The organism is Sphingobium trunci (genome assembly GCF_022664535.1).
In the GTDB taxonomy this organism is placed as follows: Bacteria; Pseudomonadota; Alphaproteobacteria; order Sphingomonadales; family Sphingomonadaceae; genus Sphingobium.
Genome location: NZ_JAKUJY010000001.1, coordinates 68632 through 91699 on the forward strand (window position 1 = coordinate 68632; position 23068 = coordinate 91699).

Annotated in this window: 21 protein-coding genes, 1 tRNA gene and 1 pseudogene; 7 read left to right on the forward strand and 16 right to left on the reverse strand. The window is 63.7% G+C overall.

Features of this window, described 5'->3' with window-relative positions; all coding sequences use genetic code 11:
- Positions 1–148: 148 nt before the first annotated feature.
- From ahcY to MJ601_RS00315, 3 genes are all read right to left on the reverse strand, one after another.
- A complete protein-coding gene (ahcY, locus tag MJ601_RS00305; protein ID WP_242122596.1) occupies positions 149–1558 on the reverse strand; it encodes an adenosylhomocysteinase in 1410 nt (469 codons plus the stop codon).
- A 124-nt stretch (positions 1559–1682) separates the two neighbouring features.
- Positions 1683–2225 carry a hypothetical protein gene (locus MJ601_RS00310; RefSeq protein ID WP_242122597.1) on the reverse strand — a complete coding sequence of 181 codons (543 nt, stop codon included), beginning with the start codon at positions 2223–2225 and terminating at the stop codon, positions 1683–1685.
- A 142-nt stretch (positions 2226–2367) separates the two neighbouring features.
- Positions 2368–2928 carry a YqgE/AlgH family protein gene (locus MJ601_RS00315; protein ID WP_242122598.1) on the reverse strand — a complete coding sequence of 187 codons (561 nt, stop codon included), beginning with the start codon at positions 2926–2928 and terminating at the stop codon, positions 2368–2370.
- 144 nt (positions 2929–3072) lie between these two features.
- Here MJ601_RS00315 and MJ601_RS00320 point away from each other — a divergent pair, with 144 nt between their 5' ends.
- A complete protein-coding gene (locus MJ601_RS00320) occupies positions 3073–3555 on the forward strand; it encodes a peroxiredoxin (RefSeq protein ID WP_242122599.1) in 483 nt (160 codons plus the stop codon).
- A 75-nt stretch (positions 3556–3630) separates the two neighbouring features.
- Positions 3631–5085, forward strand: a complete 1455-nt coding sequence (locus tag MJ601_RS00325; RefSeq protein WP_242122600.1) for an AMP nucleosidase — start codon at positions 3631–3633, stop codon at positions 5083–5085.
- A gap of 9 nt (positions 5086–5094) precedes the next feature.
- On the opposite strand, the gene MJ601_RS00330 is transcribed toward MJ601_RS00325, so the two are convergent.
- The 6 genes from MJ601_RS00330 to MJ601_RS00355 form a co-directional block, all read right to left on the reverse strand.
- On the reverse strand, positions 5095–5856 hold the full coding sequence (locus MJ601_RS00330; protein WP_242122601.1) for an alpha/beta fold hydrolase: 762 nt from the start codon (positions 5854–5856) through the stop codon (positions 5095–5097).
- A gap of 40 nt (positions 5857–5896) precedes the next feature.
- A complete protein-coding gene (locus MJ601_RS00335) occupies positions 5897–6490 on the reverse strand; it encodes a DUF2238 domain-containing protein (protein WP_242122907.1) in 594 nt (197 codons plus the stop codon).
- 44 nt (positions 6491–6534) lie between these two features.
- On the reverse strand, positions 6535–6960 hold the full coding sequence (locus MJ601_RS00340; protein WP_281061182.1) for a GFA family protein: 426 nt from the start codon (positions 6958–6960) through the stop codon (positions 6535–6537).
- 2 nt (positions 6961–6962) lie between these two features.
- A complete protein-coding gene (locus tag MJ601_RS00345) occupies positions 6963–7988 on the reverse strand; it encodes an aspartate-semialdehyde dehydrogenase (protein ID WP_242122603.1) in 1026 nt (341 codons plus the stop codon).
- A 153-nt stretch (positions 7989–8141) separates the two neighbouring features.
- Positions 8142–10364: a S9 family peptidase gene (locus MJ601_RS00350; RefSeq protein ID WP_242122604.1), complete on the reverse strand. Its 2223-nt coding sequence runs from the start codon at positions 10362–10364 to the stop codon at positions 8142–8144.
- A gap of 126 nt (positions 10365–10490) precedes the next feature.
- Positions 10491–10565 (reverse strand) — tRNA-Val (locus tag MJ601_RS00355).
- Positions 10566–10699: 134 nt separating this feature from the next.
- On the opposite strand from MJ601_RS00355, the gene MJ601_RS00360 reads away from it, so the two are divergent.
- A complete protein-coding gene (locus MJ601_RS00360; RefSeq protein WP_242122605.1) occupies positions 10700–10828 on the forward strand; it encodes an entericidin A/B family lipoprotein in 129 nt (42 codons plus the stop codon).
- A gap of 13 nt (positions 10829–10841) precedes the next feature.
- Here MJ601_RS00360 and MJ601_RS00365 read toward each other — a convergent pair whose 3' ends face one another.
- On the reverse strand, positions 10842–11045 hold the full coding sequence (locus tag MJ601_RS00365; RefSeq protein WP_242122908.1) for a hypothetical protein: 204 nt from the start codon (positions 11043–11045) through the stop codon (positions 10842–10844).
- 172 nt (positions 11046–11217) lie between these two features.
- Here MJ601_RS00365 and hslV point away from each other — a divergent pair, with 172 nt between their 5' ends.
- A complete protein-coding gene (hslV, locus tag MJ601_RS00370) occupies positions 11218–11784 on the forward strand; it encodes an ATP-dependent protease subunit HslV (protein WP_281061183.1) in 567 nt (188 codons plus the stop codon).
- A 28-nt stretch (positions 11785–11812) separates the two neighbouring features.
- Positions 11813–13114, forward strand: a complete 1302-nt coding sequence (gene hslU / locus MJ601_RS00375; RefSeq protein WP_242122606.1) for an ATP-dependent protease ATPase subunit HslU — start codon at positions 11813–11815, stop codon at positions 13112–13114.
- 94 nt (positions 13115–13208) lie between these two features.
- Here hslU and MJ601_RS00380 read toward each other — a convergent pair whose 3' ends face one another.
- Both MJ601_RS00380 and phaR read right to left on the reverse strand, forming a co-directional pair.
- A complete protein-coding gene (locus tag MJ601_RS00380; RefSeq protein ID WP_242122607.1) occupies positions 13209–14735 on the reverse strand; it encodes an aminoacyl--tRNA ligase-related protein in 1527 nt (508 codons plus the stop codon).
- A gap of 72 nt (positions 14736–14807) precedes the next feature.
- Positions 14808–15392 carry a polyhydroxyalkanoate synthesis repressor PhaR gene (gene phaR / locus MJ601_RS00385; RefSeq protein WP_242122608.1) on the reverse strand — a complete coding sequence of 195 codons (585 nt, stop codon included), beginning with the start codon at positions 15390–15392 and terminating at the stop codon, positions 14808–14810.
- On the opposite strand from phaR, the gene MJ601_RS00390 reads away from it, so the two are divergent.
- Complete coding sequence (locus tag MJ601_RS00390; protein WP_242122609.1) at positions 15391–16479, forward strand: alpha/beta hydrolase; 1089 nt, start codon at positions 15391–15393, stop codon at positions 16477–16479. The genes phaR and MJ601_RS00390 overlap by 2 nt on opposite strands.
- A 51-nt stretch (positions 16480–16530) precedes the next feature.
- Positions 16531–17703 carry an acetyl-CoA C-acetyltransferase gene (locus MJ601_RS00395; protein WP_242122610.1) on the forward strand — a complete coding sequence of 391 codons (1173 nt, stop codon included), beginning with the start codon at positions 16531–16533 and terminating at the stop codon, positions 17701–17703.
- Between the two features lie 63 nt (positions 17704–17766).
- Here MJ601_RS00395 and alr read toward each other — a convergent pair whose 3' ends face one another.
- From alr to MJ601_RS00415, 4 genes and pseudogenes are all read right to left on the reverse strand, one after another.
- Positions 17767–18813, reverse strand: a complete 1047-nt coding sequence (gene alr, locus MJ601_RS00400) for an alanine racemase (protein WP_242122910.1) — start codon at positions 18811–18813, stop codon at positions 17767–17769.
- A 54-nt stretch (positions 18814–18867) separates the two neighbouring features.
- Positions 18868–20445: pseudogene (locus MJ601_RS00405) on the reverse strand (MFS transporter); the annotation flags it as partial.
- A gap of 151 nt (positions 20446–20596) precedes the next feature.
- Positions 20597–20968, reverse strand: coding sequence for a tRNA-binding protein (locus tag MJ601_RS00410; protein WP_242122611.1), 372 nt, complete (start codon positions 20966–20968; stop codon positions 20597–20599).
- Between the two features lie 72 nt (positions 20969–21040).
- Positions 21041–23041 (reverse strand): acetyl-CoA carboxylase biotin carboxylase subunit, encoded by a 2001-nt coding sequence (locus MJ601_RS00415; protein ID WP_242122612.1) that lies wholly within the window; start codon positions 23039–23041, stop codon positions 21041–21043.
- Positions 23042–23068: the final 27 nt, after the last annotated feature.

Sequence of the window (23068 nt, forward strand, 5' to 3'; positions counted from 1 at the left end):
TGCTTGCCCCCGTTCATGGTCTTGCAGGGGACTAACCCAAGTCGGATGCAGCGTGAAGCGGTCCGATGGAAGATTTATTTCTCATGTCGCAGGATCATCGCCTGCGCGCCAAAAAAGGGGAGGCCCGAAGCCTCCCCTTCCCATCCGCTCAGTAGCGGTAATGATCGGGCTTGAACGGCCCCTCCGCCGAAACGCCGATATAGGCGGCCTGCTTCGGCGTCAGCTTGGACAGTTTCACGCCCAGCTTCTCCAGGTGAAGCGCGGCCACCTTCTCGTCCAGATGCTTGGGCAGCACATAGACTTCATTCTTATACTGGTCCGACTTGGTCCACAGTTCGATCTGCGCCAGCACCTGGTTGGTGAAGGACGAAGACATGACAAAGCTCGGATGGCCGGTCGCGCAACCCAGATTCACCAGGCGGCCCTTGGCGAGGACGATGATCTTCTTGCCGTCGGGGAACTGAACCTCGTCCACCTGCGGCTTGATCTCGGTCCACTGCATGTTGCCCAGACCGGCAATCTCGATCTCGCTGTCGAAATGGCCGATATTGCAGACGATCGCCATATTCTTCATTGCGCGCATATGGTCGACGGTGATGACGGCTTCGTTGCCGGTCGCGGTGACGAAGATGTCGGCGCGGGTCGCCGCTTCTTCCATCGTCACGACTTCATAGCCCTCCATCGCGGCCTGCAGGGCGCAGATCGGATCGATTTCGGTCACCAGCACGCGGGCGCCGCCATTGCGCAGCGAAGCGGCCGAACCCTTGCCGACGTCACCGAAGCCCGCGACGCAGGCGACCTTGCCAGCCAGCATCACATCGGTGGCGCGACGGATCGCATCGACCAGCGATTCCTTGCAGCCGTAGAGATTGTCGAACTTCGACTTGGTGACGCTGTCGTTGACGTTGATCGCCGGGAAGGGAAGCTTGCCCTTCTTCGCCAGTTCATAGAGGCGATGGACGCCGGTGGTCGTCTCTTCCGACACGCCCTTGATGGCGGCAACCGTCCTGGTGAGGTAGCCCGGACGCTCGGCCAGGAAGCGCTTCAGCGTGGCGACGAAGATTTCCTCTTCCTCGTTGCCGGGCGTGAACAGCTCTTCTCCGGCCTCCACGCGGGCGCCCCACAGCGCGAACATGGTGGCATCGCCGCCGTCGTCCAGGATCATGTTGCAGGTGGTATCACCCCAGTCGAAGATGCGGATGACATAGTCCCAATATTCCTCCAGCGTCTCGCCCTTGACGGCGAAGACGGGGATGCCCCGCGCGGCGATGGCGGCGGCGGCATGGTCCTGCGTCGAGAAGATGTTGCACGATGCCCAGCGGATTTCCGCGCCGAGATCGGCCAGCGTTTCGATCAGAACGGCGGTCTGGATCGTCATGTGCAGCGAACCGGTGATGCGCGCGCCCTTCAGCGGCTGGGCAGCGCCGAATTCGGCGCGCAGGGCCATGAGGCCGGGCATTTCGGTTTCGGCGATCTCGATTTCCTTGCGGCCGAAAGCGGCAAGGGCGATGTCGCGGATCACATAATCCTGCGCCTGGGTGGCGGGTGCGGTGGCCACGAGCGTGTCTCCATTGGTCAAGAATGTGCTGGGCCGATCGCAAATGAGCGAAACGGCGGCGATGGGCTGGGCTTTACCAATCGCCGCCGTCGAAGGCAACTCAATATAAAGTTTTCTTTATGTGTTAATCCGCCGGCCCCCGCGATGCCACCCATACAGGCTCCTGATCCCCGGATTTCCGTACTTTTCCAGCGACCGCCACCATCATGTCGCAACGCGCGCCCGACAGATGCGGGCTGACCCCGGCGGCATCGGACAGTTCCAGCAGGGCAGAACGGGTAGGCGGCAAGGCGTTGGCCGCGTCAGTGATCGACTGGAGATCGCGGCAGGCCAGGCCGTCGGCGCCCGCTCCATAGACGTTCGCAAGCCCGGTGACATAATTGTCATAGGCGCTCAGGGCGCCGACCGGCCCGGCCGCGTCCCGGAAATGCTCGCGCAGTTCATCATTCACCTGCGTCAACGCATCCCGCTTTTCCCGGATAAGGCGATTATAGCTGGCCAGGAAATCGTTGCCGGTCGCCCTGCATCGCAAGGCCGACACCATCAGCATCATCTCGAAGTCGCGAATCTGCGCCGCTTCCACCGCCGTCTGCTTCCAGCAGGTCGCCGCCGTGGCCGGCGCAAGCGGCATCGTCGCGGCAAGCGCCGCTGCGATCAGTTTCCTCATGGTTTGAACCCCCGTCCAATTGCCCAACGACCAGGGTGCGCCTGCCGGGTTGCCGGAACCTCTATGACAAGGGTTAGCGGGATTTTACCGTGAAATATTCAGTTACGCTACGGAAACAAACGGCCGGACGGGCCGGATTGCGTCAGGCGGACCCGGCACCGCTTACCAGATGGGAAGCATCGACTCCGGCGGCGGCATAGGCGGCGGACCATTTGCGCGCCGCCGGGACCTCGAACAGCAGGTCGGCCGTGCACGCCGCAGGAAACCAGCTTTCTCCCGCCATTTCCTGATCCAACTGCCCCGCTCCCCATCCGGCATAGCCCAGCGCGACCAGATAGCGACTCGGACCTTTTCCTTCGGCGATGGCCTTCAATATCTCCAGCGAGCCGGACAGGCCCCAGCCCTCCCCCACCTCGACCATGTCGTGCCCGGTCCAGTCGAGCGAATGCAGCACGAAACCGCGGCGCGGCTCCACCGGCCCTCCGCGCAGCACCGGAACATCGGGGACATCCCCCGGCTCTATGTCGAAACTCTCCAGCAGGTCGTGCAGGCTGACGCCATCGATCTCGTCGCTGACGGCGATCCCCAGCGCGCCATTTTCATCATGCACGCACATGGCGATGACCGAATGATCGAAACGCGCATCCTCCATACCCGGCAGGGCAAGCAGGAACTGGCCGGCATAGGAACGTGGCTTGGTCATGTTGCGACTATACGCCCCTTGCCGTCTTTGCCAATGGCGGGCTGTCGCTTGGGGAAGGCGGCGCGGCATATTCCACCTTCATCCCCTTGACAGAAGGGGCCCCAGGTCCGACGTGCCGGACGTCACAAGGCCAGGAGACCAAAAATGACCATTTCCAAGGGCGACCGCATCCCCAGCACCACTTTCGTCAAGATGACCGACAACGGCCCGGAAAAGGTGGCTTCGGACGACTATTTCGCAGGGCGCACCGTTGCGCTTTTTTCCGTCCCCGGTGCCTTCACGCCGACCTGCTCAGCCCGTCACCTGCCCGGTTTCGTCGACAAGGCCGAAGCGCTGAAGGGCAAGGGCGTCGATGAAATCGCCTGCACCGCCGTCAACGACGCCTTCGTCATGGGCGCCTGGGGCAAGTCCGCCAATGCGGACGGCAAGGTGACGATGCTCGCGGACGGCAATGGCGAATTCGCCAAGGCCGTGGGCCTCACCATGGACGGCAGCGCTTTCGGCCTTGGCGAGCGCGGCCAGCGCTTCTCGATGATCGTCAAAGACGGCGTCGTCGCGGAACTGAATGTGGAAGCGCCGGGCGATTTCAACGTGTCGTCGGCCGAATATATGCTCGAGCAGATCTGATTTCCGCAAGGATGCGCGCTGGAGCGATCGGGCGCGCATCTTTCTTCCGTCATGCAACTGCGTTACCAAGAGTCGATGACCAGAAGCATCGGCAACAGCATCGTCGCGGAACTCGACGAAATCTATCAGACATCGATCCATAATCTTCGAGAAGCCATGCGGGCCTATGCCAGCGACGGCAGCGTGCCGCCGCCCGAAGCCCGGACGGATCGCCGCTATTGCTATCCCGAACTGCGCATCACCCATCGTGCCGAAACGGACGCGCCGCCGCCGGGCCGGTCCTTCGCGCGCCTGTCCAAGCCGGGGCAATATGTGACCACGGTCACGCGGCCGTCGATGTTCGGCGACTATCTGGCCGAACAGATCGATCTCCTCGTCCGCGACTATGGGGTGGAGGTGAATACGGCGGTCAGCGATCAGCCCATTCCCTTCCCCTATGTGCTGGACGGCCTCGACATGAGCGCCCTGGACGGCACGCCCCCGACCGAACTGGCGCGCCATTTCCCGGCGACCGAACTGGCGGAGATCGGGGACGAGATCGCCGACGGCCTGTTCATGCCGGATGCGGAAGGGGAGCGGCCCCTCGCCCTGTTCGACGGGCTGCGGACGGATTTCTCGCTCGCCCGCCTGAAACATTATAGCGGCACCCCGGCCGAACATGTGCAGCGCTACATCCTCTTCACCAATTATCACCGCTATGTGGACGAGTTCGTGGCTTGGGCCTGCGCGGAATTGCAGCGGGAAGGCAGCCGCTTCACCGCGCTTTCCGGCGCGGGCGGCGTCTATGTGACGCCGGAAACCGCAGACCCGGCGCAGATGATCGCGGACAGCGCCTGGCGCAAGCACCAGATGCCGGCCTACCACCTGATCGCGCCGGACCGGAGCGGCATCACCCTGGTGAACATCGGCGTCGGCCCCTCCAACGCCAAGACGATCTGCGATCATCTGGCGGTGGTACGGCCAGAGGCCTGGCTGATGATCGGCCATTGCGGCGGCCTGCGTCCCAGCCAGCGGATCGGCGACTATGTGCTCGCCCACGCCTATCTGCGCGACGATCATGTGCTGGACGAGATGCTGCCGCCCGAAATCCCGGTGCCCGCGATCGCCGAAGTCCAGGTGGCCCTCGCCAGGGCGGCGGAGGCCGTGCTGGGCGGCAACGACCGGGAGGATTTCAAGCGCCGTCTGCGTACCGGCACGGTCGTCACGACGGACGACCGCAACTGGGAATTGCGTTATTCCAGTTCCGCCCTGCGGTTCAGCCTGTCCCGCGCGGTCGGCATCGACATGGAATCGGCAACCATCGCCGCGCAGGGCTATCGTTTCCGGGTGCCCTATGGAACGCTGCTTTGCGTCTCCGACAAGCCGATCCATGGCGAACTCAAGCTGCCGGGACAGGCCAACCGCTTCTATGAGGAAGCCATTGCCGGGCATCTGCGCGTCGGTCTCATGACCTGCGAACTGCTGCGGCAGGAGGGACCGAAGCTGCACAGCCGCAAGCTGCGCGCCTTCAACGAGCCGCCCTTCCGCTGAACGATCGGGTCAGGCGGCCAGGAAATCGACCATCGCCTGGCCCAGTTCCTTGCGGGTCACGGCATTCATGTGATTGCCTGGGATCTCGACATAGCGGCCATTGGGCAGCAGTTCCGCCAGTTCCTGGGCCACGCCATTGTCCCGGTCGTCGGCGCCGCAGATCACTTCGGTGGGCTGGGAGAAGCCGGCAATGACCTCCTCCGGCGTATCGACGAAGGTATTGAGAATGTGCAGCATCGCCACCGGATCGCCCTTGGTGGTCTTCAGGAAGGCTTCGGTCATCCATTCGGATGTCCCGCGCTCGAACGTGCCGAGGTTGGTCAGCACATTGCTGTAATAGCCGCCCTTGTCCAGAGTGTGGACAAGCCCCGTCAACCCCATGCCTGCCAGGATCACGCGCCGCGGCGTCGCGCCCCGCGCCAGCATCCGCACCGTCGTCCGCGCGCCGAGCGAATAGCCGCCCAGATCATAGTCGGTAAGCCCAAGCTGCTCGACCAGCGCCAGATTGTCCTCGGTCAGCGCGTCGGGCGGATAGGCCGCGGCGTCGTGCGGCTTGCCGCTTTCGCCATGGCCGCGCAGGTCCGGCATGATGAGGCGGAACCCCGCCTCCACCAGTCTCGCCGCATGACCGTAACGGATCCAGTTGGTGAAGGCGTTGGAAAAATAGCCGTGGATCAGGACGAGATCGCGACCCTGCCCGACAACATGCACGGCGATCGGCAGCCCGCCCAACCCCCTGATCTCCCTTTTCTCGATCGACAGGTCGGACACGCGGCTACTCCTGAAAATGACGGGGTTTCGCGGATATGGCCTATGCCCGCCCTTGTCGAGCGAAACGAAGCCCTATCAGCGCCAGCAGGCTGCCGACCTGCGCCGATGCCATATCCTTCTGCGCATCCCAGATGTCGCCTTGCTGCCCATTATACCAGTCGGCGGTCTGCCCGGCGGCGATCACCGTCAGCAGCCATTCGAAAATCTCGTAGATTGCGCTGACGAAACCGACCGCGAAAAAGGCGAAGGCCAGGCTCCATGCCATCCGCAAGCCGCCATGACGCTGCGCGACCTGGGCGAAGGGCGCCGTCAACAAAGCGCCGAAGGCGAAATGCACCAACCGGTCATATCCGTTGCGCGCCAGACCGAAAGTACCGGAAATATCATGTCCGCTGACGGCCCGCGCCCAATCGTCATAGGGCACATAGGAATAGATATAGCGCCCGCCCAACGTATGGAGCAGCAGGAAGACCAGGATGCACCCGACTGCCCCGTTCGACAAAGGCCAACGCCGCAACAGCCAGGGCGTCGCCATGGCGAGCACCACCGTCGGTCCATGCTGGAGCGGGGCGAGTTCGGGATAGGGCTGATCGATATTGGCGGCTGCGATGGCCGCGACCAGTACGGCCAGCATCGCCCTTTGAGGACGCGGCAACGATCCATGGTAAGGGACGTTCTTCAAAGGCTCTCCCGCCAGGCAGAAAGATCGTCGGGCTGCGTGTCGAAGCCGGGCACATCCGGATCGAGGAATATTCCCGCCTGCTTGTAGGACAGCCAGAGATGACCCTGCGGCACTATGGCGGCGCTGTCGTCAAGCGTGCCGATCTTCAACGTCACCTTGCCGGGCGAAGCGCTGGACCTGTTCCACAATCGCGTGCCGCAATCGGGGCAGAAATAGCATTGCTTGGACGCGCCGCTATGGGCTGTCCGCTCGTGGCATTTGGGTTCACCCCGCACCGAAATGCGCGCGAACGCAACCACCGCCGACATCGAAAATGCACTCGACGTCTGCTTCTTGCACTCCCGGCAATGGCAGGCATAGGCGGGCGGCAGCTCTCCGGACAGCGTGTAACGCACGCCTCCGCAGAGACAGCCGCCCTCCATATTCAGCCCTTCTTGAGGTGGCGGCGGCCCAGCAATTCCGCGATCTGCACGGCATTGAGCGCCGCGCCCTTACGCAGATTGTCGCTGACGCACCAGAGGTTCAGGCCGTTTTCGATGGTCGAATCCTCGCGCACGCGGCTGACGAAGGTGGCATAGTCGCCCACGCACTCGACGGGCGTGACGTAGCCGCCATCCTCGCGCTTGTCGACGAGCATCACGCCCGGCGCCTCGCGCAGGATATCCTGCGCTTCCTTGGCGGAGATTTCCCTTTCGAACTCGATGTTCAGCGCCTCGCTATGACCGACGAACACCGGCACGCGCACGCAGGTCGCCGTGACCTTCACCTTGGGATCGAGGATCTTCTTGGTTTCCGCGACCATCTTCCACTCTTCCTTGGTCGAACCATCGTCCAGGAAAACGTCGATATGGGGGATCACGTTGAAGGCGATCTGCTTGGTGAACTTCTTGGGTTCCGCCGGATCGCCGACGAAGATGTTGCGCGACTGTTCGAACAACTCGTCCATGCCCTGCTTGCCCGCGCCCGACACCGACTGGTAGGTGGCGACAACGACGCGCTTGATCGTCGCAGCGTCGTGAAGCGGCTTCAGCGCCACAACCATCTGCGCGGTCGAGCAGTTCGGGTTGGCGATGATGTTCTTCTTCTTGTAACCGTCGATCGCATCCGGGTTCACTTCCGGCACGATCAGCGGCACGTCCGGGTCCATGCGGTAGAGCGACGAATTGTCGATCACCACGCAACCGGCCGCCGCCGCCTTGGGCGCATATTCCGCCGTCGGGCCGGAGCCCGCAGCGAACAGCGCGATATCCCAGCCGGTGAAGTCGAAATGCTCGATATTCTTGCATTTGAGCGTCTTGCCGGTGTCACCGAAATCGATTTCGGTGCCCTGCGACCGGGGCGAGGCGACCGCCGCGATCTCGTCAATAGGGAACTCGCGCTCGGCGAGAATGGTCAGCATCTCGCGGCCCACATTGCCGGTGGCACCAACGACGACGACCTTGTAACCCATGACTGAACACTCCACTCCATGCTTGCATTGCGGAGTGGGCGCCATAGCGCCGTTGCGCCATTTGTCCAGCTTTATGCGGTTTGTTGCGCCAAAGCCCGCCTTTTCAGGCTTGACGTTGCCGCGGACGTCCTGCCGCGGCAACGTCCGGCCGGACTATTGGGCGGGCTTTTCCGGCGCCGTACCGTGGCGCGCCAGGAAATCCTCGATCGTGCGCCAGAGGTGCAGGCTGACGCCCGGTCCGCCCACGCGATGGGTCTGGCCGGGATAGACCATCAACTCGAACGGCACGGCCGCGCCCTGCATCTTCGCCATCAACGCGGTCGAATTGTCGAACACCACATTGTCGTCCGACATGCCGTGGATCAACAGCAGCGGATCCTTGATCTTCACCGCGCCGTCGACCGCATCGGAACCCGGATAGGCGCTCGGCTTTTCCTGCGGCTGGCCCAGATAGCGCTCGGTATAATGGGTGTCATACAATTCCCATTTCGTGACCGGCGCGCCCGCGACCGCCGCCGAAAACACCCCCGGCGCCTTCTCCAGCAGCTTCAGCGACATATAGCCGCCATAGGACCAGCCATAGGTCGCGATCCGCTGGGGATCGACATAGGGCTGGGCCTTCAGCCAGTTCACGCCCGCAAGCTGGTCCTCGACCTCTACCGTGCCCATGGCATGGTAGATCTGGTCCTCGAACGCCTTGCCGCGATCGGGCGTGCCGCGATTGTCGACCATGAAGACGATCCAGCCCCTGTCCACCAGATATTGATAGATGGGCGACCCCCATGAGTTGGTGACCTGCCGCCCGGTGCCCGGCCCACCATAATGCAGCATGAAGACGGGATAGTGCTTCCCCGCCTCCAGCGGCGGCGTCATGATACGGGTATAGAGCGTCGATCCGTCCACCGCCCGGATGGTGCCGAACTTCGTCTTCACATGGCTGGCGAGATAAGGCGCGTAGGGGTGGTCGCCCCTGATCGCATTTTCCGACAGCCATTGCATTTGCTTGCCCGCACTGTCGGCCAGATAGACCTGCTTGGGCTGGTCCGTATTGCTGCGCGCCACGACGATCCGGCTGGCCGCCCTGTCCATCACCGCGTCGTTCCACCAGCCGGTCGCAGTCAATTGCCGGAGCGGCCCGGCCTTGGCGAGCGGCGCCACATAAAGCTGCTGCTCCAGCGGCGTTTCCCTGTTGCCGGTGAAATAGACGAGACCCCTGCCCTCGTCCACGCCGACCACATCGCGCACTTCCCAGTCGCCGCCGGTCAGCGCCGTCCACCGGCCGCCCCGCACATGATAGAGATGGCCATGGCCGGTCTTCTCCGACCACCAGAGGAAACTGCCGTCCTTCAGGGGCGTGAAATTATTGCTGAGGTTGATCCAGCTCCCGGCCTTCTCCGTCAGGATCACCTTCGCCTTGCCCGTCGCCGGATCGACGGCGAGCAGGTCGAGCGTCTTCTGGTCCCGGCTCTCCCGCTGCACATAGAGCGTCCTGCCGTCCTTCGACCAGTCCACCCGGGCGAGATAGATGTCCTTCTCCGCCCCCAGGTCGACCTTCACCGGGGCGCCGCCCTCCGGCTTCATGACATAGAGGTCGACCAGCGCGTTGGCCGTCCCGGCGGCGGGGTAGCGCTGCTCATAGACCTTGGTGCCCTCGCCGCCGATGGCGGTGCGGGTCACGACACCCACAGGGCTTTCATCGACCCGCGCGACCGCGATCATCCTGTCGTCGGGCGACCACCAATAGCCGGTGCGCCGGTCCATTTCCTCCTGCGCCACGAATTCCGCCACGCCCCAGCTCACCGTATCGCTGGCCCCCTGCGTCAGTTGCCTTTCCGCGCCGCCCATGGGCTGCACGAAGAAATTGCCGCCGCGCACATAGGAGACATAGCCGCCCCTGGGACTGACCACCCCGTTCAGTTCGCCGTCGGGCGTATCGGTGAGTCGCGTAACCTTGCCGTCCAGCGCCGCCAGATAGAGGTCGCCATCGACTGGCACGAGGATCGATTTGCCGTCCGGCGCCCAGTCATAGCTGGCGATCCCGGTATTGCCCGCCACCGACCGGTCGCGCTCGCGCTGCATCTTCTCCGCTTCGGACAGTTCCGCCCCGGTGCCGGTCTTCTTCGAATCGACCAGCATCCGCTCCGCACCGGTCGAAGTGTCGACGGCCCAGAGATCCAGCCGCTCCTTCTCATCCGTCCGGGGTTTCAGCAACGTCACCAGCTTGCCGTCGGGCGAGAGTTTCAGCGCGCGCGGCTGTGGTCCCGACAGGTCGGGACTGGCAAAGACGCGCTCCAATGTAAGCTTTTCCTGGGCCTGAGCGGAAACGCTCAACAACAGCGCGCCCAAGGCGGCGCCGCTTTTCCAATATGGCGACATGATCTTCCCTTGCTCTCATGCCGCTGATCGGAAGACGCGCGGCATCATGCGCTGAAGAATTAGCGCGATGCGGATGAAAAGATCAATGTTGGGAAATTATATTTCTCCAGCCATGACTTGAAGTCATGGTGGGCGCGACAGGGATTGAACCTGTGACCCCACCCGTGTGAAGGGTGTGCTCTACCGCTGAGCTACGCGCCCCCTGTAAGGAGGAGGCGGCCATTGGCATCCGCCGCAGGCCCTGTCAAGCGCATCGCGGAACCATTTTCGAAAAATGGACTTATTGGCCGCTGCTGCGTTATAATCGATACGCTATCAAAAGGAGTGCTTATCCCATGCGTCAAACCGTTGCTCTCGTCATTGCGGGGCTGCTTCTATCCTCCCTCGCTGCCTGCAATACCGTGAAGGGTGCGGGACGCGATATCGAATCCGTCGGAAGCGCCGGGGAAAAGGCCATCCACTAAAGCAGGTCTTAGATCATTGAAGGATGCGGCCGCCTAAGGCCGCATCCTTTTCCAGACGCACGCCGTCGCAGTCGGATTCGCCACAGTCGCAGGTGGCTATGGTGTAGCGGACACCGCACATGACCAGCACATCATTGTCGAAGGAATAGTTGGATATTCCCGCGCGCTCGACCTTTTCCTGTGCCTTGGCCCTGAGAAACGGGTCAACGAGGTTCATGGATCTTCCTCTCTGCAACATGACGCCATGATCTGTGTTGCAATGCACAATGTCAATTGAGCCAGGCTGGTTCCTGAACGAACTGAAATAAATCTGTCCAGAAAATGACACGATTGGGCGCTTGTGCGTGGGGCGCTTGCGCGGTGTCGCCATCGCTCCCATATGGCGGGCCATGAACGACCAACGCTCCAGCGCCATGCCGGTCTGGCATGGCACCACCATCATGTCGGTACGCAAGAATGGAAAGGTGATCGTGGCCGGCGACGGCCAGGTCTCCATGGGCCAGACCGTCATGAAGCCCAACGCCCGGAAAGTTCGCCGCCTGCACGACGGTTCGGTCATCGGCGGTTTTGCCGGTGCCACCGCCGATGCCTTCACCCTGTTCGAACGGCTGGAGACCAAGCTGGAGCGCCACAACGGCCAGCTCATGCGCGCCGCCGTCGAACTCGCCAAGGACTGGCGGACGGACAAATATCTCCGCAACCTGGAAGCGATGATGATCGTCGCGGACAAGGAAGTGACGCTGATCCTGACCGGCAATGGCGATGTGCTGGAGCCGCTGGGCGGCGTCGCGGCCATCGGTTCGGGCGGGAATTTCGCTCTCGCCGCCGCCCGCGCCCTGATGGAATATGAGGAAGATGCCGAAACCCTCGCCCGCAAGGCGATGGCGGTGGCGGCGGACATCTGCGTCTACACCAACGACCAGCTCGTCGTCGAAGAGCTGGAAAGCGTGAACTGAGCCTTTTCACGAAGATTTGCGGAATATCATGAACGACAATCTGACACCCAAAGCCATTGTTTCCGCCCTGGACGCGCACATCATCGGCCAGGCCGATGCCAAGCGCGCCGTCGCCGTGGCGCTGCGCAACCGCTGGCGCCGCCAGCGTCTCTCCGCCGACCTGCGCGATGAGGTGACGCCCAAGAATATCCTGATGATCGGCCCCACCGGCTGCGGCAAGACCGAGATCAGCCGCCGCCTCGCCAAGCTGGCCGACGCGCCCTTCGTCAAGGTGGAAGCCACCAAGTTCACCGAAGTCGGCTATGTCGGCCGCGACGTGGAGCAGATCGTCCGCGATCTGGTCGAGGAAGCCGTGCGCCTGGAACGCGACCGCCGCCGCGAGGCAGTGCGCGAAGCCGCATCCGAAGCCGCCATGGCCCGCCTGCTCGACGCCCTCACCGGCAAGGAAGCGAGCGAGGCCACCCGCCTCTCCTTCCGCCAGCGGATCGAGAGCGACCAGATGAACGAGGTCGAGGTCGAGGTGGAAGTCGCCGACAGCCCCTCCATGCCGATGGAAATCCCCGGCATGGGTGGCCAGGTTGGCATGATCAATCTTTCCGACATGATGTCCAAGGCTTTCGGTCAGCAGCAGAAAAAGCGCCGCAAGCTGCGCGTCGCTGATGCGTGGGACAAGCTGGTCGAGGAAGAGCAGGACAAGCGGCTGGACCAGGACGACGTCGCTCGCGTGGCGATCGCCAGTGCGGAGCAGAATGGCATCGTCTTCCTCGACGAGATCGACAAGATCGCCGTCAGCGACGTGCGCGGCGGCTCCGTCAGCCGGGAAGGCGTGCAGCGCGACCTGCTGCCGCTGATCGAGGGCACGACGGTCTCGACCAAATATGGTCCGCTCAAGACCGATCATATCCTCTTCATCGCTTCGGGCGCCTTCCATGTTGCGAAACCCAGCGACCTGCTGCCGGAACTGCAGGGCCGCCTGCCGATCCGCGTCGAGCTCAAGGCCCTGACCGAGGATGATTTCGTGTCGATCCTCTCCGACACCAAGGCGAGCCTGGTGGCGCAATATCGCGCGCTGCTGGCGACCGAGGGCGTCACCATCGACCTGACCCCCGACGGCATCCGCGCCGTGGCCAGGATCGCGGCCGAGGTGAACAGCGAGGTCGAGAATATCGGCGCCCGCCGCCTGCAGACGGTGATGGAAAAGCTGCTGGAGGATGTGAGCTTCGAGGCGGAGGACCGCCAGGGCGAAACGCTGGTGGTCGACGCCGCCTATGTCGACAAGCAACTCTCGGCCGTCGCGCGCAACACCGACCTCAGCAAATATGTGCTGTAACGGCTGACGCCCCCCTTATAACTCCCCTCCCGCTTGCGGGAGGGGCCGGGGGGAGGGACTGTATGAACATACCCCTCCCCTCAGAAAAAGGGACCTAATAGGAGCGCCCCACCAATACCCGCTCGACCGCTTTCTCGCCGGTGAACAGGCATGTCCCGTCCGCCGCTTCCGCATCGGCCGGCACATTGCGCAGGGTCAGCTTCTCACCCTTCAGCCACTCGACCACCTTGTCGAGCGCCGGGCCCGTCGGCCGGGACCACTGGACCAATGCCCAACCAGGCTTCTTGCTTGCCCCGAAAAACGCCTTGAGCGCATCGAGCGAGGTGATCGACCTGTCGATATTCTCCAGCAGGCGAGCCTGCGCGTCCGCGAACAGCGCCTGCTGGATTTCCTCCAGCACGCCGCAAGCCGTGCCAAGGAAGTCGCCTTTCGCCACGATCCGGTTGTCGAGCTTGCCATCCTCGCGATAGAGCTGGTCACGGCGGATGACGGAGACATTGCCGCCCGCCACGTCGCGCCCGCCGACCTCGATGACGATCGGCGCGCCCTTCTTGACCCAGCCCCAGCGCTTGTTCGCCGCCTTGGCCGGACGGCGATCGAGCAGCGCGCGCACCGGCTCGCGGAACACGTCCAGCCTGTTCAACTGCGCCACCAGCTCGCCGCAATAATCCAGGATCGCCGCATCCTCTTCGGTATCGCGCAGCATCGGCACCACCACGACCTGATAGGGCGCGACGCGCGGCGGCACGCGCAGCCCGTCATCATCGCCATGCACCATGATGAGGCCGCCGATCATGCGCGTCGACACGCCCCAACTCGTGGTCTGCGCCAATTCCTGCTGCCCCTCGGCATTCTGGAACCTGATATTCTGCGCCTGGGAAAAGGTCGTGCCCAGGAAATGCGAGGTGCCCGCCTGCAACGCCTTGCCATCCTGCATCATCGCCTCGATCGAATAGGTGGCGACGGCACCGGGGAAGCGCTCATTCTCCGGCTTCTCGCCCGCGATGACGGGCAGCGCCACGCATTCCTCCGCAAAGCTGCGATAGACTTCGAGCATCTTCATCGTCTCTTCCATCGCCTCATCGACGCTGGCATGAGCCGTATGCCCCTCCTGCCAGAGGAATTCGGCGGTGCGCAGGAACATGCGGGTGCGCATTTCCCAGCGGACGACATTGGCCCACTGGTTGATCAGCACCGGCAGATCGCGCCAGCTCTGCACCCAGCGGGAGAAAGCCGCGCCGATCACCGTTTCCGAAGTCGGGCGGACCACCAGCGGCTCCTCCAGCTTCGCTTCGGGATCGGGCACCAGCCGCCCGTCCTTCTGGATCAGGCGGTGATGGGTGACGACCGCCATTTCCTTGGCGAAGCCGTCGACATGCTCGGCCTCCTTCTCGAAATAGGAAAGCGGGATGAACAGCGGGAAATAGCAATTTTCATGGCCGGTCGCCTTGATGCGATCGTCCAGCAGCTTCTGCATGCGTTCCCATATGCCATAGCCCCACGGCCGGATGACCATGCACCCGCGCACGCCGCTTTCCTCGGCCATATCGGCTTCGGAAATGACGGCCTGATACCAGGCGGCGAAATCCTGTTCGCGGGTAACGGAAAGGGCATGCTTCACGGGGGTCGACCTTAAATTCGAGTGGATGGCGCGCCATAAGCCAAGCGCGCCGCCCCTGTCGACCCCGAAGGCTCAGCTCAGCTTGTCGATCTTGGCGTTCAGCGCCGCAAGCTGCGCCTTGAGTTCGGCGATCTCATCGTCCTTGGCCTCGTCGGACGCGGCCGACGGAGCGGGCGACGGCGTCGGCATTCCCGGTATCCCCGGCATGCCGCTGCCAAAGGCGCTCGCCGCCGCCTCGAACATCTGCATGTTCCGCTTGGCGATCTCGGCCAGCGGGCCTCCTCCGAAAGCGCCCTTCATGGCTTCCTGGAACTGCTGCTGATTCTTGCGGAAGGCATCCATCGACGCTTCCAGATATTGCGGCACCATGGACTGCATGGAGTCGCCATACATGGCGATCAGCTGGCGCAGGAAGTTGACGGGCAGCATATTCTTGCCGCGCTGCTCCTCCTCCATGATGATCTGCGTCAGGACATTATGCGTGATGTCCTCTCCGGTCTTCGCATCGACGACGACGAACTCGCGCCCCTCACGAGTCATCTGCGACAAAAGATCCAGAGTGATGTAGCTCGACGTTTCTGTGTTATAGAGCCGCCTGTTAGCGTACTTCTTGATAACGACCGGTTCGGATTCGTTCGCGGTCTTAGATTTGGCCATGGATACCTCTCCCACACCTGCATTTTCCGCATTAGCACAAGGGAATGCCGCGTCGCAACATGGGCCGCGGCCCTTACCCCTTTTTCTCAATATTTTATGGCGCGAAACGAAGGATGATCCCGAACTGCGGCGGCGCGCGTTCCAGGGTTTGCGCCGATATCAGGAGGCTGGCCGCCCTCCCATGCCGCCGCCACCGCCCGTTTTCGCGTCGGCGGGAAGCGCGAAGCTGCTTCGATATGGCACGGAAAACGGCCGTGCGCCGATCGTGTTCGTGCCCTCGCTGATCAATCCGCCGCAGGTGCTCGATCTCTCGTCCAGCCGTTCCATGCTGCGCCACATGAGTGCAGCAGGACATGATGCCTATCTGGTCGATTGGGGAAGTCCGGCGGCCGACGAGGGCCATCTGGGGCTGGACCGCCATGTGACCGAGCGGCTGCTGCCGATGCTGGCCGCCCTGCCGCGTCCACCCATTCTCGTCGGCTATTGCCTGGGCGGAAATCTGGTCATCGGCGCTGCGGCGCTGCACCCGTCCCGGGCTGTCGCGGCAATCGCGTCCCCCTGGAATTTCGATGGCTTCCCGCCGGCGGATCGCGACGCGATCGGCGCCCTGTGGCGCGGCGCGAAACCCTTGTGCCAGCGGCTGGGCTATGTGCCGATGGAAGTGCTGCAATCCGGCTTCTGGGCGATGGACCCGGCCCGGACCATCCGCAAATATGCCGTCTTCGCGGATATGGCCGCGGGTTCGGACGAGGAACATGCCTTTCTGGCGGTCGAGGATTGGGCCAATGGAGGCCCCCCGCTCACCTATGATGCGGGCCGCGACCTGTTCGAACATTTCTATGCCGCAAATGCGAGTGGACTGGGCCAATGGCGGATTGACGGAAAGGCGGTCGACCCGGCGCAACTGGCTTGCCCCACATTTTCAATCCGTTCCGCGACGGACCGCATCGTGCCCGCCGGCGCCGCGCCCGAAATGGAGCGGAATGTGACGTTGCGGCTGGGTCATGTCGGCATGATCGTGGGGGGCAGCGCGCGGCAGATCCTGTGGGAGCCGCTGTCCCAATGGCTTTCCAGCCATGGCGGATGATGATATGTGCGGCTGCGAAAATAATCACCCCCGGAACTGAGGATCAAGGCATTGTCAGACATCGTAATCACCGCTGCCAAGCGTACCGCCGTCGGCAGCTTCATGGGCGCATTCGGCTCGACTCCGGCGCATGAGCTGGGGCGCGTCGCGATCATCGCCGCGCTCGCCCAGGCCGGTGTCGCGCCCGAGGAAGTGGACGAAGTCATCCTCGGCCAGGTGCTGACCGCGGGCCAGGGCCAGAACCCCGCCCGCCAGGCCGCCGTCAATGCCGGCATTCCGGTCGAGCGCACCGCCATCGGTCTCAACCAGCTCTGCGGATCGGGCCTGCGCTCCGTCGCGCTGGCGGCCCAGGCCATCCGGGCGGGCGACGCGCGCATCATGGTCGCGGGCGGACAGGAAAGCATGTCGCTGGCGCCCCATGCGCAATATCTGCGCGGCGGCGCCAAGATGGGACCGGTTTCGCTGGTCGATACCATGGTCCATGACGGTCTGACCGACGCCTTCAACAATTATCACATGGGCATCACCGCCGAAAATCTGGCCGAGAAATATCAGATCAGCCGGGAGGCGCAGGACGCCTTCGCCGTCGCCAGCCAGAACAAGGCGGAGGCCGCGCGCGCCTCCGGCCGTTTCGCCGACGAGATCGCTCCCGTCACGATCAAGGGCCGCAAGGGCGACACCATCGTCGACGCCGACGAATATATCCGTGCCGGAGCCACCATCGAAGCGATGCAGGGCCTGCGCCCGGCCTTCAAGAAGGACGGAACCGTGACCGCGGGCAATGCCAGCGGCATCAATGACGGCGCCGCCGCACTGGTCCTGATGACGGAGGCGGAAGCCAGCAGGCGCGGCGCGGCGATCCTTGGCCGCATCGCCGGTTTTGCCACGTGCGGCGTCGATCCCTCGATCATGGGCATCGGCCCGGCGCCCGCCTCGCGCCAGGCGTTGGCCAAGGCGGGCTGGTCGCTGGCCGACATCGACCTGATCGAGGCCAATGAGGCCTTCGCCGCGCAGGCCCTGTCGGTCGGTCAGGAACTGGGCTGGGACGCCGAAAAGGTCAATGTGAACGGCGGCGCGATCGCCATCGGCCATCCGATCGGCGCGTCCGGTGCCCGCGTGCTGACCACTTTGCTCTATGAAATGGCCAAGCGCGACGCGAAGAAGGGTCTTGCCACGCTCTGCATCGGCGGCGGCATGGGCGTTGCCATGTGCATCGAGCGTTAAGCGTTCCGTGAAAGGAAGAAGGGGGCCGCCAGCCACAGGCGGCCCTTTTTGCATCGGCGACAATCAGGCCCAGATCCGGTCGAACCGCGCCCCCAGTCCCGTCAGCAGCTCATATTGCGACAGGCCCGAAATCGCGGCCGCACCGGGCAGGGCATAATCGACGGTCAGCCACTCCCCTTCCGCAATATCGGGCGCGCCAGACACATCGACCGCCGTCAGGTCCATCGACACCCGCCCGATCACCGGCAGGCGCTGCTGTTCCCGATACATCGCGCCCCGCCCCGAAAAGCCGCGCAGATAGCCGTCGGCATAGCCCAGATTGAGGACCGCTATCTCCATGTCGGTATCCGCGACATGGGTGGCGTTATAGCCGATGGCATCGCCCGCCGGCACGCGACGCCGTTGCAGAATCTGCGCCTCGGGAAAAACGACCTGCCGGATATGCGCCGCCGCTTCCAACCTGGGGATGCCGCCATAGAGCGCGATGCCGGGCCGCGTCATGTCGAACGCATAGTCCGTGCCCAGGCAAATCCCCGCGCTGTTGGCGAGACTGTAGCGCTCTGCCGCGACAGACTGTCTCAGCGCCGTGAAGCGCTCCAGCTGACTTGAACTGAGCGGCGTATCCTCATCTGCCGACGCGAGATGGCTGAGCAAAGTCCGGAGTTGCAACCCCTCCGTCTGCGCCGCGACATCCCCGCGCCAGCCCAGTCCCAGCCGGTTCATCCCGGTATCCACCATCACATCGCAAGGACCGCCGCCGGCCGCCTTCCAGCGCGCCACCTGCCCCTCGCTGCACAGCACCGGCCGCGCCCGCGACGCCAGCGCCACGGCGATGTCCTCCTCCCGCACGCCATGCAGGACGGACAGCGACACGCCCGGCTCCAGCAATGGCTCCAGCAGAATCGCTTCCGCCCAGTTGGACACGAAAAAGTCACGGCATCCCGCATCGGCCAGCCGCCGCATCACCTCCGCCGCACCCAATCCATATCCATTGGCCTTGATCGCCGCGCCGCAGGCCGCCGCGCCCCCCTGCCCCTTGAGCCAACGCCAGTTGGACAGCAGCGCGTCGCCATCCAGGCGCAGACGCAACGGAGCGGAAAAATCGTTCATCCTTGTGCGGATAGCGCCCGGCAGCCCCACCGTCGAGGCATCAGGCGTCCATTTTCGCCCCGGCGTCTCCGGCAGCGCAATCAGGCAGGTCGTCAAAGCCGCCGCGACCACCGCGATGGTGTACCACAGGCCCGCATAGGGATCGCCCGTGCGCGCGACGATATATTGGCTGACCAGCGGCAGGAATCCGCCGAAATAGCCCGTCCCGACATGATAGGGGATGGAGAGCGAACTATAGCGTATCCGCGCCGGAAAATATTCGGAAAGCAGCGCCGCCACCGGCCCATAGGTCGCGCCCGACAAGGTCCAGAGCAAGAGCAGAGCCAGGAAGATCAACATGGCATCCCGCCAGTGCGGCGTCACCATGCTCGAATCGTAACCGGCCGCCTTCAGCGCCGCATCCAGCCCGACGGCGCTGAGGTCCGTGACCGCCCGGCCGCCGATGCTGACCGATGGCGCCGCCGCCTCCCGCTTCTCGTAGGAGATGCCGCGCTTGGAAAAATGGTCGAGCAGCTTGCCGCAGGCGGTCGGCTGAACCTTGGCAAAGGGATCGAAGCGGCAATCGGTGCCGCTCACCACCACCGGCGCCCGATCCGCTGCCTGGGTGAGCGCCGGATTGGCCGTGCTTCCCATGAAATGATAAAGCGGCATCAGCAGCACGAGCACCAGCGCATAGCCGATGACGATCGGCTTCTTGCGCCCCACCCGATCGGACAGCCAGCCGAAGAAAAGGAAGGCCCCGACACCGGCAAAGGCGCTGCCGCCCACCAGCAATTGCGCGACGCCCGGCGCGATATGCAGGCCGCTCTGCAGAAAATAGAGGGCCTGGAACATCACCGTATAGGCAATGACGGTAAAGCCCGCCGCGATGCCGATCATCGCCACCAGCATCCGCCGCCTGTTGCCGGGATAGGTGAAGGCCTCCTTGAGCGGATTGCGGGACTGTTCGCCCGCCGCCTTCATCGCCGCGAAGATCGGGCTTTCGCGCAGCATGAGCCGCATCCACAGCGAAATCGCCAGCAACAGCAGCGAGAATATGAAGGGCAGCCGCCAGCCCCATTCATCCCATGCCGCCTTGCCCACGGCCCACTGCGTTCCGACGACGACGATCAGCGAGAGGATGAAACCGCCGATCACCCCGGCCTGGATGAAGCTGGTGTAGAAGCCCCGCCTTCCCGCCGGGGCATGTTCCGCGACATAGATGGCCGCGCCGCCATATTCGCCGCCCAGCGCCAGCCCCTGCGCGATCCGCAGCAGGATGAGGATAACCGGCGCCGCGGCCCCGATACTGGCCGCCGAAGGAGTCAGGCCGACCCCGGCCGTCGCCCCGCCCATCAGGACGATGGTGGCCAGGAAGGTATATTTGCGTCCCCAGCGGTCCCCCAGATAGCCGAACAGCGCGGCCCCCAGCGGCCTGAACCCGAACCCGACGGCAAAGCCCGCCAGCGAGTAAAGCAGTTCCACCGTCGGATTGTCGGTGGGAAAGAATGTGCGTCCGATGATCGGCGCGAGCACGCCGTAGATGTAGAAATCATACCATTCGAACACGGTGCCGATCGCGGAGGCGGCAATAACCAGCCGGTCGCGCCTTGCATCCATCACATGGGCCGACCCGGCCACTTCCCCACCCATTGCGCGCCCCTCCATTCGGTCCGGCATCTTTAATGAAGGAGCAGGAAGCGGCAAGTGCTGCCGTCATCGGCAGAGGCGAACGTCTCCAATCCTCCCCATCGAGACATGGGGAGGCATTTTCATATCCGTACCAGCCAGAAACCGCCGTCGCCTAAAACAATCGGGAACCATTGGGGACGGTCCGGTCCGGCGCAAACAGGATCACCGCTCCGCCCTCATCCGCAAAACCCAGCGTCAGGACTTCGGACAGGAATTTGCCGATCTGGCGGGGCGGGAAATTGACCACCGCGGCGACCTGTCGCCCCGGCAGATCGTGCAGTTCGTAATTTTCGGTGATCTGCGCGCTCGATTTCTTGCGCCCTATGCCCGGCCCGAAATCGATCAGCAGCTTATATGCGGGCTTGCGCGCCTCCGGATAGGGTTCGGCGGACAGGATCGTGCCGATACGGATATCGACTTTCAGAAAGGCGTCAAAGCCGATGGTCTCACCAGCGGGAGAAGCGGGATCATGATCGAGATGCATGATCCCCTGTTAGAGCGTTTTCATCTCGAACGAAAACGCTCCCGTGCTCTTGCCCGGATTCTCCCGAACCGGTCACTCCATTTCGAGGATGATCGCATCCACCGCCAGGCTTTCGCCCTGCGCGGCGGACACGCTCTTCACCACGCCCGCCTTCTGCGCGCGCAGGATATTCTCCATCTTCATCGCCTCGATCACCGCCAGCGGCTGGCCTGCCTCGACCTTGTCGCCTTCCTGCACATGCAGCGCGACCAACAGGCCGGGCATCGGGCAGATCAGGAAGCGCGACAGATCCGGCGGGATCTTTTCGATCATATGCCCGGCATGGACCGCCGCATGGGCGGGCAGGATGCGCAGCTTGTGGCTCGCGCCATGCGCCGTCAGCACGAAGCCGGAGCGGACAGGCGCGATCTTGACCGCCAGCTGCTCCTCCCCGAACTCCGCCTCGACCAGCCGGTCTCCGGGCGTATATTCCAGCGCCATGTCGAGCGGTTCCCCATCGACGGTGACGTCATCGCCGTTGATGACGACGTCGTGGACGGCGTCCCCGATCTTCACCTGCCAGCCGGTCGGTGCCTTCAGCTTCTTGCCCAACTGGCCGTCGATCCGGCGGGCGCGATCGGCCTGCGCCATGGCGGCAAAGGCGCCAACGGCCGACAGCTTCTTCAGCAGCGTTTCGGAAGCCGGAGCGCCCGTGAACCCCTCCGGATATTCCTCGGCGATGAAGCCGGTGGTGATGTTGCCCGAACGGAACCGCTCATGCTGCATCAGCGCCGAGACGAAATCGATATTGTGGCCCGGCCCCTCGATCTCGAACAGATCGAGCGCAGCGATCTGCTTGTCGATCGCCTCCAGGCGGGTCGGCGCCCAGGTGATGAGCTTGGCGATCATCGGGTCGTAGAACATGCTGACCTCGCCGCCTTCGACCACGCCGTCATCGACGCGCACCTTGGCGCCGCTTGCGTCGGTCCCGGCTTCGGGCGGATTGTAGCGGATCAGGCGGCCCGTCGAGGGCAGGAAGCCGCGATAGGGGTCTTCGGCATAGACGCGGTTCTCGATCGCCCAGCCGTTGATCTTCACATCCTCCTGACGGAAGCTCAGTTCCTCGCCATTGGCGACGCGGATCATCTGCTCGACGAGGTCGAGGCCGGTAATCTCTTCGGTGACCGGATGCTCCACCTGCAAGCGGGTGTTCATTTCCAGGAAGTAGAAGCCGTCGCCGGTCTTGTCCGCGCCCGACACGATCAGCTCGACCGTGCCCGCGCTGAAATAGCCGACCGCGCGGGCCAGGGCGACGCACTGTTCGCCCATCTTCTTGCGCATTTCAGGGCTGACGAAGGGCGAGGGCGCTTCCTCGACCACCTTCTGGTGGCGGCGCTGGATCGAACATTCGCGCTCGTTGAGGTACACGATATTGCCGTGCTGGTCGCCCAATATCTGGATCTCGATATGGCGCGGGCTTTCGATGAACTTCTCGATGAACACGCGGTCGTCGCCGAAGCTGTTCAGGCCCTCGCGCTTGGTCGCTTCAAAGCCTTCACGAACGTCCAGTTCGGAATAGGCGAGGCGCATGCCCTTGCCGCCGCCGCCAGCCGAAGCCTTCATCATCACCGGATAGCCGATCTCGTTGGAGATGCGGACGGCATGTTCTGTGTCCTCGATCACGCCGACATAGCCCGGTACGACATTGACGCCCGCTTCCTTGGCGAGCTTCTTCGATTCGATCTTGTCGCCCATGGCGGCGATCGCATTGGCCGGGGGGCCGACGAAGATGATGCCCGCCTCGTCCAGCGCCTTGCGGAAGCTCTCGCGCTCCGAAAGGAAGCCGTAGCCGGGGTGAACCGCGTCCGCGCCGGTTGCCTTGCACGCCTCGATGATCTTGTCGGCCAGCAGATAGGATTGGGCGGCGGGCGGCGGGCCGAGATGCACGGCCTCATCCGCCATCAGGACGTGGGGCGAGCGCGCGTCCGCATCCGAATAGACCGCCACGGTCTTGATGCCCATCTTCCGCGCGGTGCGGATGACGCGGCATGCAATTTCGCCACGGTTCGCGATCAGGATCTTGGTGATTGCCATTATCTATCCTTGCCCCAGTCCTATTTC

Excerpts from the sequence above, each read along its gene's own strand:
- MJ601_RS00310 (WP_242122597.1), bottom strand. The coding sequence starts at position 2,225 with ATGAGGAAACTGATCGCAGCGGCGCTTGCCGCGACGATGCCGCTTGCG.
- MJ601_RS00315 (WP_242122598.1), bottom strand. The coding sequence starts at position 2,928 with ATGACCAAGCCACGTTCCTATGCCGGCCAGTTCCTGCTTGCCCTGCCG.
- MJ601_RS00320 (WP_242122599.1), top strand. The coding sequence starts at position 3,073 with ATGACCATTTCCAAGGGCGACCGCATCCCCAGCACCACTTTCGTCAAG.
- MJ601_RS00325 (WP_242122600.1), top strand. The coding sequence starts at position 3,631 with ATGACCAGAAGCATCGGCAACAGCATCGTCGCGGAACTCGACGAAATC.
- MJ601_RS00335 (WP_242122907.1), bottom strand. The coding sequence starts at position 6,490 with ATGCTGGCCGTACTGGTCGCGGCCATCGCAGCCGCCAATATCGATCAG.
- MJ601_RS00340 (WP_281061182.1), bottom strand. The coding sequence starts at position 6,960 with ATGGAGGGCGGCTGTCTCTGCGGAGGCGTGCGTTACACGCTGTCCGGA.
- MJ601_RS00345 (WP_242122603.1), bottom strand. The coding sequence starts at position 7,988 with ATGGGTTACAAGGTCGTCGTCGTTGGTGCCACCGGCAATGTGGGCCGC.
- MJ601_RS00350 (WP_242122604.1), bottom strand. The coding sequence starts at position 10,364 with ATGTCGCCATATTGGAAAAGCGGCGCCGCCTTGGGCGCGCTGTTGTTG.
- MJ601_RS00360 (WP_242122605.1), top strand. The coding sequence starts at position 10,700 with ATGCGTCAAACCGTTGCTCTCGTCATTGCGGGGCTGCTTCTATCCTCC.
- MJ601_RS00365 (WP_242122908.1), bottom strand. The coding sequence starts at position 11,045 with ATGAACCTCGTTGACCCGTTTCTCAGGGCCAAGGCACAGGAAAAGGTC.
- hslV (WP_281061183.1), top strand. The coding sequence starts at position 11,218 with ATGAACGACCAACGCTCCAGCGCCATGCCGGTCTGGCATGGCACCACC.
- hslU (WP_242122606.1), top strand. The coding sequence starts at position 11,813 with ATGAACGACAATCTGACACCCAAAGCCATTGTTTCCGCCCTGGACGCG.
- MJ601_RS00390 (WP_242122609.1), top strand. The coding sequence starts at position 15,391 with ATGGATACCTCTCCCACACCTGCATTTTCCGCATTAGCACAAGGGAAT.
- phaR (WP_242122608.1), bottom strand. The coding sequence starts at position 15,392 with ATGGCCAAATCTAAGACCGCGAACGAATCCGAACCGGTCGTTATCAAG.
- alr (WP_242122910.1), bottom strand. The coding sequence starts at position 18,813 with ATGAACGATTTTTCCGCTCCGTTGCGTCTGCGCCTGGATGGCGACGCG.
- MJ601_RS00410 (WP_242122611.1), bottom strand. The coding sequence starts at position 20,968 with ATGCATCTCGATCATGATCCCGCTTCTCCCGCTGGTGAGACCATCGGC.
- MJ601_RS00415 (WP_242122612.1), bottom strand. The coding sequence starts at position 23,041 with ATGGCAATCACCAAGATCCTGATCGCGAACCGTGGCGAAATTGCATGC.